This is a genomic window from Mesorhizobium sp. (assembly GCF_024509055.1).
Taxonomy (GTDB): domain Bacteria; phylum Pseudomonadota; class Alphaproteobacteria; order Rhizobiales; family Rhizobiaceae; genus Mesorhizobium.
The window spans coordinates 1-11,101 of sequence record NZ_JANINM010000503.1 but is presented as its reverse complement, the minus strand read 5'-3'; the positions used below and the strand labels follow the sequence as shown (position 1 = coordinate 11,101).

The following is an 11,101-nucleotide window of genomic DNA, read 5'->3' as shown; positions in this document are numbered from 1 at the left end:
GGCCCATGTCGAGAAAGTTCTCGATGGCGCGCGGCGCCGAGACGTTGACGCCGAACGTCGCCGCGTTGAGCCGGCGGCGGTCGGGCTCGGCATATTCGGGGATCGGGAAGAGTTCGGCCGGCGGCGACCCGAGCGAGGTCCAGACATAGCCGTAGGCGTTTCTCGCCGGGAGCCTGTCGGCGGTCGAGACCTGGTCGGCCCGGCGCAGATCGGGCCGCGAACGCCATACGACGGGCTCACCGTGGGCGCCGACCTCGAAGCGGAGGCGCTCCTCCAACAGGATTGTCTCCTGGACGGCTCCAGGCGCGACTTCGGCGATCGCACCCACGGGGTGCCAGAGGTTGAGGATCACCGTGTCCGAGCATTTTGCCATGGCGTTACCTTCCAAAAACGTCAGTCAGATTTGCGCCGGTATGGCGCCGTAGGTCACCGCCCGGTCACGCAGCCAGCGCCGATAGGAAACCGAAACGGCGTCGGCGCGGATCGGTGTCTCGGCGCGCGGATCGAGCGGCAGGCGCTTCGGCACCTGGTTCTCCAGGATCGGCTTGTCCTGCGCGAAGATGAGCTGCATGAAGCTGCGCACAGTCGCCGCCTCCATGCCTTCCTTGATATAGCAGAGGTAAGGGTGCGCGATGCAGTTCTCTTCGTCGACCGGCTGCACGAATAGCGTGATCACGTCGAGCCGATGCTTCTGGATCGGATTGCTCTTGTAAAGCGCAACCGTATAGGGCCGGATGACCTTGTAGATATAATCGACGACGAAGCCTTCCTTGGCCGTCGGCGAGGCGACAGGCTGGTAGAACTTGCACTCCGTCGCCAGCACTTCGTCCTGCGCGGTGATCTCGACATTATAGGGGGCCACTTCGGTATGCGGCTCCTCGCCGAGCCAGCCGGTGTGGACGAAGGGGAAATGACCCATATCGAGGAAATTCTCGACCGCGCGCAGGCCGGAGACCTTGACCGCGATCGACCCGCCGCTGACCAGATGGCGATCCGCCTCGTTGGCCTCGGGGATAAAGACGATGTCGCGCCAGGGCTTGTCGAGACAGGCCCAGACGAAGCCGTAGCGCTCGGCCGAATTCAGCGCGGCGGCGGTGTCGGCGCGCACGACTTCGATCTTGTCCATTTGCTTGCGGACGACCAGATCGACCCCGAGCAGACGGGTCGGAAACGGCGCATCCTGGCTCAGCGATTCCTGGTCCGCGACGATATGCCAATCGTTCAGCAGCTCGCGGTCGACGCAACGGGCAGCCATCGGCTTCCCTCCCAACTCGGCTAGCCCTTCACCATGAACCTAGCCCGGCGTTTCGAGGTCAACGAAATCACAAGATTGGATATCAATCAATAATTTTTTGTCAGCCAAAATCCTTTTTTGTGTTGACAGATTTCAACGATTGACTTCCGATGTATGAAAATCTGAATCTGGGATATGCCGCATCCTGACGGGGCATATTTCGCCATGGAAAGCTCGCTGATCATGTCCTCGAACTTGCGGAGGTCCGCGCTTTGAGCAGCCGCTCCCAGGCGATCGCGGACACTCTGACGCGCGCCATCATCGATCACCGGCTGGTGCCCGGCTGCAAGCTCGGCGAGCGCGAGCTTGCAGAGATATTCGACGTCAGCCGCATCGTGGTACGCCAGGCGCTGATAAGGCTTGCCGACGACGGCCTGGCCCAGATCGAGCGCAATCGCGGCGCCTTCGTCGCCAAGCCCAGCATGCAGGAGGCGATGGAAATCTACGATGCGCTGACGCTTGTCGAGCAGGGCGTGGCGGCCCAGCTCAGCGATCGCCTCGGCCCCGCCGGCTGGGCAGAGCTGCGCCAGCATGTCGAGCGCCAGCGCCAGGCCGTCGCCGACGGCAACGATGCGCTGGCCGACGTGCTCGGCCAGGAATTCCACATCGTTTTCGTGCGCCTCAGCCGCAACAAGGTGATGCAGGAAATCCACGCGCAGCTGGTGCGCCGCACGACGCTGCTGCGCTCGCTGATCTCGGCCGATTTCGACTATTGCAACCTGCTGGACGACCATTCGCGGGTTGTCGACCTTCTGGAAAAAGGCCGCCTGAAACAGGCGATGGACCTCATCGACACCCATCACCGCTCCGTGGTGCGCGGCTACATCATGGACCGCGAAGTGTTTCCGGAAATGACGCCTGCCGAAGCGCTGGCGCCGTATCTCGACAGCAAGGCCGACGGCGTGCCGGCATTGGTTCCATCGAGGAAGCCGGAGAAGGCATCAGGGAATGGCGACGGCGCGGCACACGTGCATGTCCACCTCCCCAAGCAAGACCGGGCATCGACAAGCCGGGCATCAACCAAGAAAACCAACAGAGGGTTACCCACATGAACGACCTGACGAGACGCGGATTCCTGAAGTACAGCGGCGCGATCGGCGCCGCGCTCGGCACCGGAGCACTGAGCACCATCGCCAGAGCCGATGATGTGCTCAAGATCGGCGTCGTCTATGTCTCGCCGATCGCCGAGATTGGCTGGACCAAGCAGCACAGCCTTGGCGTCGAGGCGATCAAGTCCGAATTCGGCGATAAGGCAAAGCTGACCGTCATCGACAATATCTTCATGCCGCAGGATGCCGAACGCGTCTTCCGCGAGTTGGCCAGCGCCGGCAACCAGCTGATCTTCGGCACCAGCTTCTCGCATGGCACGCCGATGCAGAAGGTTGCGCCGCGCTTCCCCAAGATCGCCTTCGAGCACTGCTCGGGCATCGTCCATCTCGCCAATCTCGGCACCTTCGAAGCCAAGTATTATGAAGGCACCTTCGTCGCCGGCGCGGCGGGCGGCCACATGTCGAAGTCCGCCAAGATCGGCTTCATCGGCGGCTTCCCGATCCCCGACATCGTCGGCCCGGCCAACGCGCTGCTGCTCGGCGCGCAGAGCGTCAATCCGAATGCCACCTGCAACGCCATCTTCCTCAACTCCTGGTTCGACCCGGGCAAGGAGAAAGAGGCCGCAAAGACGCTGCTCTCGCAAGGTTGCGACGTCATCTGCTCGATGACCGATACTGCGACCGGCGTTCAGGTCGCCGGTGAAGGCGGCGCGTGGTCGATCGGCTATGCCAGCGACATGGCGAAGTTCTCCTCGGGCAAGCAGCTGACCTCCTTCGTTCTCGACTGGACGAGCGACTATGTCGGCGCAGCGAAGGCCGTCGCCGCCGGCACCTGGAAGCCGGAGGTGCGCTGGGACGGGCTTGCCGCCGGCGTCGTCAAGATGGCGCCCTACAATGACGGCATGCCAGCCGACACCAAGGCGAAGCTAAAGCAGCTCGAGGCCGATATCGGCAGCGGCAAGGTGCACCCCTATGGCGGCGAGCTCAAGGATCAGGACGGCAAGGTCAAGGTCGCGGCCGGCTCCGTGCTGGACGACGACGGCATCCGCGGCATGAACTGGTTCGTCAAAGGAATGATCGGCAAGCTGAGCTGATCGCCTTCAAAAGAACCGGAGAGACGCCAAAGCTCGATCCTCGGCGTCTCTCCGCCTGGTTCCCGTCCAACCCCGCTTCACGCCCGGCAGGACCCCGCCATGCATCCGCGACTAGAATTGCGCAACATCTCAAAGCGCTATCCCGGCGTCATTGCCAATGACGAAGTCTCGCTTTCGATCCAGCCCGGCGAGATCCATGCCGTGCTCGGCGAAAACGGCGCCGGCAAATCGACCCTGATGAAGATCATCTACGGCGCGGCTCAGGCCGACTCCGGCGAGATATTCTGCGACGGCAACCTGATCACCGCGCACAATCCGGCGATGTCGCGCGCGCTCGGCATCGAAATGGTCTACCAGCATTTCGCGCTGTTCGAGTCCGTCTCGGTGGTCGAGAACATCGCGCTGTCGGCAAGCAGCGCCTTTCATCTGCCTTCGCTGGCCGAGAAGATCCGCGAGCTTTCGCTGCGCTACGGAATGCCCATCGACCCGCACCGCCAGGTGCACGACCTTTCGGTCGGCGAGCGGCAGCGCGTCGAGATCGTGCGTTGTCTGCTGCAGTCGCCGAAGCTTCTGATCCTTGACGAACCGACCTCGGTGCTGACGCCGCAGGCCGTCGTCAAGCTGTTCGAGACGCTCCGGCAGCTTTCCGCCGAAGGCTGCAGCATCGTCTACATCAGCCACAAGCTCGACGAGGTGCAGGAGCTCTGCGACACTGCCACGGTGCTGCGCAACGGCAGGGTCACCGGCACCGCGCGCCCGAAGGAAACGACATCGCTGGAGCTTGCCCGCATGATGGTCGGCTCCAAGCTGCCGGAAATGCATGTCACCCCGGCGAGGCCCAGCGAAAGACCAGTGCTCGAGGTCAAGAACCTTTCGGCCAAGGCACGAGACCATTTCGGCGTCGACCTGAAGGACATCTCCTTCGACGTGCGTGGCGGGGAGATCGTCGGCCTTGCCGGCGTCTCCGGCAACGGCCAGGCAGAGCTCATCGCGCTGCTCAGCGGCGAGCGCACACATGGCCAGGGCGACGCGATCACCATCAACGGGACACCGGCAGCCGGCCTGCGCCCAGATGAGCGTCGCAAGCTCGGCCTCGCCTTCGTTCCCGAGGAGCGGCTCGGCAGGGGCGCGGTGCCGTCGCACACGCTGTGGGAGAACGCGGTGCTGACCGCGCATCGCTTCGGCACTGTCCGCAAGGGCCTTGTCGACCGGCGCCGGGCCAGCGCCTTCGCCGCTGGCATCATCGAGAAGTTCAAGGTCAAGGCCAACGGTCCGGGCTCGACGGCGCAGAGCCTTTCCGGCGGCAATCTGCAGAAATTCATCGTCGGGCGCGAGATCGCCCTGGCGCCGAAGCTGCTGCTCGTCTCGCAGCCGACCTGGGGCGTCGACGTCGGCGCAAGCGCCTTCATCCGCCAGACCATCGTCGACCTCAGCCGCGCAGGCACGGCGGTGTTCGTGGTCTCCGAGGAACTCGATGAGCTGTTCGAGATCTGCGACCGGCTGCTGGTGATCTGCCAGGGGCAGGTCTCGCCGCCGCTCGTGCGCACAAGCACCGACCGCGAGGAGATCGGGCTCCTGATGACAGGCCGAACGATGAGCAAGGACAGGAGTGGCAAAGTTGCACTTCAGGATTGAACAAAGGCCGGAGCCTTCGGCCACGATGCGCATTGCCGCGCCAGTGCTGGCCTCGGTGCTGACGCTGATCGTGGGTTCCGCCTTCTTCGCCTCGCTCGGGCACGAGCCGCTGCCGACGCTTTACGCCTTCTTCATCGAGCCGCTCAGCTCGATCAACGGCGTGTCGGAATGGCTGCTCAAGGCTTCGCCGTTGATCCTGATTGCCTGCGGGCTGGCGATCGGTTTCCGCGCCAATGTCTGGAACATCGGCGCCGAAGGGCAGTTCACCATGGGCGCGATTGCCGCAAGCGGCGTCGGTCTGTTCTGGCCGGACCCCGAAAGCGTGCTCTTGCTACCGCTGATGTTCCTGGCCGGCATGGCGGCCGGCATGGCGTGGGCCGCGATCCCGGCCTTCCTGCGCGCCCGCATGAACACCAACGAGATCCTGGTCACGCTGATGATGACCTATATCGCGACGCTGTTCCTGTCCTACCTGGTGCACGGACCGTGGCGCGATCCCGCCGGCTTCAACTACCCGCAGACCGCGCTGCTGCCGGCGGCGGCCATGTTCCAGTCCTTCGATCCGTCCTACAGGCTCAATCCCTCGATCTTCATCACCGTCGTCGCGGTGCTCCTGATGTGGCTGTTCACCGACCGCAGCTTCCTCGGCTACAAGATGTCGGTGAGCGGCGCGGCCCCGCTTGCCGCCCGCTATGCCGGTTTTCGCGAGTCGGCGGCGGTCTGGATCGGGCTTCTGGCGGGCGGTGCCGCGGCCGGCGTCGCCGGCATGGCGGAAGCGGCCGGGCCGCTCGGCCAGCTCTCGCCGCAAATTTCGCCCGGCTACGGTTTTGCCGCCATCATCGTCGCCTTCATCGGACGTCTGAATGCCTTCGGCATCGTGCTCGGCGGGCTCTTGATGTCGCTGCTCTTCCTCGGCGGCGAAGGCGTGCAGATGACGCTTGCCCTGCCCTCGGCGCTGACGCGCATCTTCCAGGGCATCCTGCTGTTCTTCCTGCTCGCGGCCGATTTCTTCATCTTCTATCGCATCCGCGTCGTGGGGCCGGCGAAGGATGCGCATGCGCCCGAAGCGGCGCGATAGCGGGAGGGCAGACCGATGGAATTGTTCACCGCCATCTTCACCGGCACCATCATCGCCGCCACGCCGTTGATCTTCGCCGCGCTTGGAGAACTCGTCGTCGAGAAGTCCGGCGTGCTCAACCTCGGCATCGAAGGCATGATGCTGATGGGCGCGGCCTTTGCCTTTTGGGCGGTCACGGCCGGCTATCCGATGCCTGTCGCGATCATCGCCGGGGCGCTCGCGGGTGCTGCCGCCTCGCTTCTGTTCGGTGTGCTGGCGCTCACCTTCCTAACCAACCAGTATGCAGCCGGGCTGGCGCTGGCGATCTTCGGCTCCGGCGTATCGGCCTTCCTCGGCCGCGGCTTCGGCAGCGCGCCGATCGAGGCGCTGCACGGCGTCAATATCCCGGTCCTGTCCGGCCTGCCGGTGATCGGGCCCCTGCTCTTCCGCTTCGACCCGCTGGTCTACCTGGCGCTGCTGATGTTCGTGGCGATCAGCTGGTTCCTCTACCGCACGAAGGCAGGCCTCATCCTGCGCACGATCGGTGAATCGCCGCAGACGTCGCACGCCATCGGCTATCCGGTGATCCGAATCCGCTACATGGCGGTGCTGTTCGGCGGCCTGATGGCTGGCCTCGCCGGCGCCTATCTGTCGGTCGCGTACACGCCGCTCTGGGTCGAGAACATGACCGCCGGCAAGGGCTGGATCGCGCTGGCGCTGGTGGTGTTCGCGACATGGCGGCCGCTGCGCATCCTTCTCGGCGCCTGGCTGTTCGGGGGCATGACGATCCTGCAGTTGCAGGGCCAGGCGCTCGGGCTCCAGGTCCCGTCGGAATTGCTGTCGGCGCTACCCTATCTGGCGACAATCGTGGTGCTGGTGCTGATCTCGCGCAACCGCCAGATGCTGGCGCTGCATTTTCCGGCCTCGCTAGCAAAGCCGTTCCGGCCAGCCGGCTAACAGCCATTGCCTAGGGCGCATTGGCCGCGAGCATGCGCCGCGCACTTTCCTCATCGGTGATCAGTATCGTCGGGGCGATCAGGTTCATGGCGCCGAGCAGCGCCTCGGTCTTTTCGGCGCCGCCGGAAGTAAGGATGCGGATCGGCGCCTTGCGCAGGCGATCGACATCGACCGACATCACATGGCTGTTGACGGGATGGTCGACCAGATCGCCGTTGCGATCGTAGAAATGGAACAGAAGGTCGCCGACGGCGCCACGCGCGAGAAGCGCTTCGCGGTCCGCTTCCTTGAGAAAGCCGCCGCGCGAGAAAGTGGTGGCCGAAGCGATGCCGCCGACGCTGAGCAGAACGGCGTCGAGCGCATCGGCCATTTCAAAAATCTCCTGCAGGCCACAGCGCTCGACCAGCGCGATCTTGGTCTCGACGCTGTCGACAACGGCCGGCGTCGGCATCAGGTAGCCGTCGCCCTGGAATATCTGGGCGAAGCGCCACGCGAACTCGGCCGGGTTGACACGACGCGCGACGCCGACGCCGCCAAGCAGCGAGATGACGCTGAAATCGGTCAGCGACTTGGCGCTGATGAACGGCAAGGTGTTGAACAGCGTCACGCCCCAGCCGACGCCGACCCGCATGCCGGATTTCATCGCGTCGGACAGGAACATGCCGGTCTTCGCGGCGATCGCGGGGACCGGATCGGCATTGGGGTCTGTCAGCGGCGCCACCAGCGCCTGCTGCAGGCCAAAAGTCCGTTCCAGCTCGCGCTCCAGCCGCACGATCTCCAGAAGCTCGCTCTCGATGGTGATCTTCACCTCGTTGCGCGCCCTAGCCTCCGCCAGCATGCGCACGATGGTGACACGGCCGACGCCGAGCACGTCGGCGATTTCGTTCTGCGTCATCTGCTCGACGAAATACATCCAGGCAGCGCGAATTCTCTGGCGGTCGGTCCGGCTTTCGTTGACGACCTGCTCGGATGCCCCAGCCGTCCTGCTGTTATCAGGTTCGCTCTGCCGTCGCCTGCCCAAGTTCCCCTCCGCAATGCCGTCGTCGATTCTGCGCGCTGGTTAAATATCGCCTATTGATCTACCAATCGACACGAACAATCTAGAGAGGGTGGCTGACGCCCTAAGCCGTGAGACCGGCTTCCGCTTTTCGAGGCCATACCGATGCTGCGACAAATCTCCGAGGATGTGCGCGTCAACCTGAAGGACCGGCTTCGGGAACTGCGCGACGCCATCCGCCAAAGCCGCCATGACAGCGCGGGCGAGCCGCCACGCGAAATAGCCAATCTGCCGCCGTTCCCGGGCAAGAGCCTGCTTAGCCATGCCGCGAGCGCCGTCGACGAGGCGCTGACGATTGCCGAATCCTTCGTTCCTCACTCCCGGCCGCTCAAGATCGACGGCACGACGGTAAAAAGCCTCCGGACCTATTTCGCCGATGGCAATGAGGACCGGCAGATCGACGGTGAACGCCAGTTTCGGCGCGACATGTATTACCTGACCCGGGCGATTCTCGCCGGCTACGGTGTCGACAATCCGCGCGTGCACGAGGCGAGTTTTTCGGCGGTGCACGCCGCGATGCGCAGACGCCATGCCGACCTCCTGGCCGGCGCGACCGCGGACGCGGCTTCCACCGACCAGATCGCGGCCGCCTGCTCTGCCTTGCTCGTCGAATGCCTCGGCCACCGTCCCGTTCAGCTCGGCGAGGCTGGAAGCGGCGACCGCTCGCTCGAAATCAGATGCCTTGCACCGTTGGCGCTTGCTTGCGGACTGGCGACCAAGGCCGAGGGCGCGCCCGAGCCGGACATTCTGGAGATCGCGGTGCTGGCCGCCGAAGTGCGCGAGGATCGCATCGGTCAAGCGTGCGCCCGTACCAATGCGGTGCAGGAGTTGACCCCGGTTCTGGCCACCCTGCTCGCGCATCTGACGTAACCGCCGGCTCCTAATCTGCTACTTTTCTGTCGCCATGGCGGCGATGGTCTTCTTGGCGCGCTGGATCGAGGCCGGGCTCATGCTGAGCTCGGTCAGGCCCATCTTCACGAAGGCCGGAATCAAATCCGGTCGGCCGGCGGCCTCGCCGCACATGCCCACCATGATGCCGGCGGCGACGCCCGCTTTGGCCGTCAGCTCGATCGCCGCCATCACCGCCGGGTTGGTGACGTCGTTGAGCTTGGCGACGGTCGGATTGAGACGATCGGCGGCCATGACATACTGGGTCAGGTCGTTGGTGCCGATGGAGAAGAACGCCACTTCCTTTGCCAGCGCCGGCGCGACCAGTACGGCGGCCGGCGTCTCGATCATCACGCCGAGGTCGAAGCCGGCATGCGGCACGCCTTCGGCCTTGAGTTCAGCCGCGCATTCCTCGACCAGCGCACGTGTGCGCGTGACTTCGGAAATCTCCGAAACCATCGGAAGCATCACCTTGATGTTGCCGTGGACGGCCGCGCGCAGCAGCGCCCGCAGCTGACGCTTGAAGATGTCGGGCCGGTCCAGGCACATGCGGATGCCGCGCCAGCCGAGGAACGGGTTTTCCTCGTCGGGAAATTCGATGCCGGCGATCGGCTTGTCGCCGCCGATGTCGAGCGTGCGCACGATCACCGAATGCGGCGCGAACGCCTTGGCCAGGGCGCTGTAGGTCTCGGCCTGCATGTCTTCCGACGGCAGGTGCATGTGACGCATGAAGAGCAGCTCGGTGCGGAACAGCCCGACACCCATGGCGCCGGCTTCCTGCGCCGCCTCGATCTCCTCCAGCGAACCGATATTGGCGGCGACCTCGATCACCGTGCCGTCGGCGCGCGTCGGGGTCACGCCCTTGAACACCTTGAGGCCGGCACGTTCCTGCGCCGCGGCATCGACGCGCCGGGTGAAATCGGCGCGTGTCGCGTCATCCGGGTCGACGATCACATGCCCGCCATTGCCGTCGATCGCGACTTCCCTTGCGCCGCGCAATTCATTGATCTTGTCGCCGAGACCCAGCACCGCCGGGATGCCGTGCGAGCGCGCGATGATGGCGATGTGCGAGGTGGCGCCGCCATGGCCGCAGACAACGCCGCCGATGCGCTTCAGCGGCGCCCGCGCCAGATCCCAGGCACCGATATCGTCGGCAATGAGGATCGCGCCCTGAGGGATCGTCTCCAGGCTGACCTCGTCCTGGCCGAGCAGCACCAGGCAGATCTGCCGGCCGACGGCATGCACGTCGTCGGCGCGGGCGTTGAGATAATGGTCATCGACCGCGCTGAAATCGGCGGCGATGGTGGCCGCGGCGGCAATGACGGCCGACACCGCGTCGTCGCCGCCCCCGATCAGCCTTTCGACCTCACCGGTCAGGCTGTCGTCGGCGGCTATGTCACGCAAGGCGGCGACGATACCACGGTCGCCGGCGGAGAGATTGTTCTCGGCAAGCGTGCGGTCCATGCGCGCCTGGACGGTGGCGACGGCGCCTCGGAAGCGCTCGAGCTCGCCCTCGATCTCGTCGGCCTGCAGGCGCCGTCCCGGTCCCGCGATCTCGGGCGGGAAATGGGCAAAGGCCAGCCCGATGGCGACGCCCTCGCTGGCGGCGACGCCCTGGAGCTTTGGTGTACCATCCGCCGGTGCGGCAGCCTGCGGTGCTGCCTCCGGGGCCGGTGCGGCGGGTTCCGAGCCGGATTCACCGGCTTCATGCTCGTCATCGAGGCCGGCGCGCGGATTCTCAAGATAGCCGATCAGCGCCTCGACCGCCTCGATCGCATCGGCGCCATTGGCGCGCACGGTGACTTCCTGGTTCTCCTTGACTGCCAGCAGCATCAGCTTGACCGAGCTCTTGGCGCTGACCGCCTTGCCGTCCTTGACCAGCTCGACATCGGATTCGAAACCCTTGGCGAGTTTCACGAACCGCGTCGCGGGACGGGCGTGCAGACCCTCATGCACTCTGACGATGGTCGAGCGTTCCATGGCAATACTCTTTGTCTTGACGCAATTCCCGACGGAAAATCGCTTCACGTTTTTCCTGGAATTGCTCCAGTTTATGGCGCCAGACGGCGC

Annotated in this window: 9 protein-coding genes and 1 pseudogene; 6 read left to right on the top strand and 4 right to left on the bottom strand. The window is 64.8% G+C overall.

The annotated features are described in order from the left end of the window. Nucleotides 1-373 (bottom strand): annotated as a pseudogene (locus tag Q0L57_RS29725) (aromatic ring-hydroxylating dioxygenase subunit alpha); the annotation flags it as partial. 24 nt (nucleotides 374-397) lie between these two features. Then, complete coding sequence (locus Q0L57_RS29720) at nucleotides 398-1,255, bottom strand: aromatic ring-hydroxylating dioxygenase subunit alpha (RefSeq protein WP_296746652.1); 858 nt, start codon at nucleotides 1,253-1,255, stop codon at nucleotides 398-400. A 251-nt stretch (nucleotides 1,256-1,506) separates the two neighbouring features. Here Q0L57_RS29720 and Q0L57_RS29715 point away from each other — a divergent pair, with 251 nt between their 5' ends. From Q0L57_RS29715 to Q0L57_RS29695, 5 genes are all read left to right on the top strand, one after another. Then, a complete protein-coding gene (locus Q0L57_RS29715) occupies nucleotides 1,507-2,346 on the top strand; it encodes a GntR family transcriptional regulator (protein WP_296746651.1) in 840 nt (279 codons plus the stop codon). Then, a complete protein-coding gene (locus tag Q0L57_RS29710; RefSeq protein WP_296746650.1) occupies nucleotides 2,343-3,437 on the top strand; it encodes a BMP family ABC transporter substrate-binding protein in 1,095 nt (364 codons plus the stop codon). The genes Q0L57_RS29715 and Q0L57_RS29710 overlap by 4 nt, the downstream gene beginning before the upstream one ends. A 99-nt stretch (nucleotides 3,438-3,536) precedes the next feature. Continuing rightward, nucleotides 3,537-5,072 (top strand): ABC transporter ATP-binding protein, encoded by a 1,536-nt coding sequence (locus Q0L57_RS29705; protein WP_296746649.1) that lies wholly within the window; start codon nucleotides 3,537-3,539, stop codon nucleotides 5,070-5,072. After that, complete coding sequence (locus Q0L57_RS29700) at nucleotides 5,056-6,150, top strand: ABC transporter permease (protein WP_296746648.1); 1,095 nt, start codon at nucleotides 5,056-5,058, stop codon at nucleotides 6,148-6,150. Before Q0L57_RS29705 ends, Q0L57_RS29700 begins: the two co-directional genes overlap by 17 nt. A gap of 15 nt (nucleotides 6,151-6,165) precedes the next feature. Further along, complete coding sequence (locus Q0L57_RS29695) at nucleotides 6,166-7,086, top strand: ABC transporter permease (RefSeq protein ID WP_296746647.1); 921 nt, start codon at nucleotides 6,166-6,168, stop codon at nucleotides 7,084-7,086. Between the two features lie 10 nt (nucleotides 7,087-7,096). Here Q0L57_RS29695 and Q0L57_RS29690 read toward each other — a convergent pair whose 3' ends face one another. Continuing rightward, nucleotides 7,097-8,107, bottom strand: coding sequence for a sugar-binding transcriptional regulator (locus tag Q0L57_RS29690; RefSeq protein ID WP_296746646.1), 1,011 nt, complete (start codon nucleotides 8,105-8,107; stop codon nucleotides 7,097-7,099). 141 nt (nucleotides 8,108-8,248) lie between these two features. Here Q0L57_RS29690 and Q0L57_RS29685 point away from each other — a divergent pair, with 141 nt between their 5' ends. Next, a complete protein-coding gene (locus Q0L57_RS29685; RefSeq protein ID WP_296746645.1) occupies nucleotides 8,249-9,013 on the top strand; it encodes a hypothetical protein in 765 nt (254 codons plus the stop codon). Nucleotides 9,014-9,031: 18 nt separating this feature from the next. On the opposite strand, the gene ptsP is transcribed toward Q0L57_RS29685, so the two are convergent. After that, entirely contained in the window at nucleotides 9,032-11,011 is a 1,980-nt protein-coding gene (gene ptsP / locus Q0L57_RS29680) for a phosphoenolpyruvate--protein phosphotransferase (RefSeq protein ID WP_296746644.1), read from the bottom strand. Between the last annotated feature and the right edge of the window lie 90 nt (nucleotides 11,012-11,101).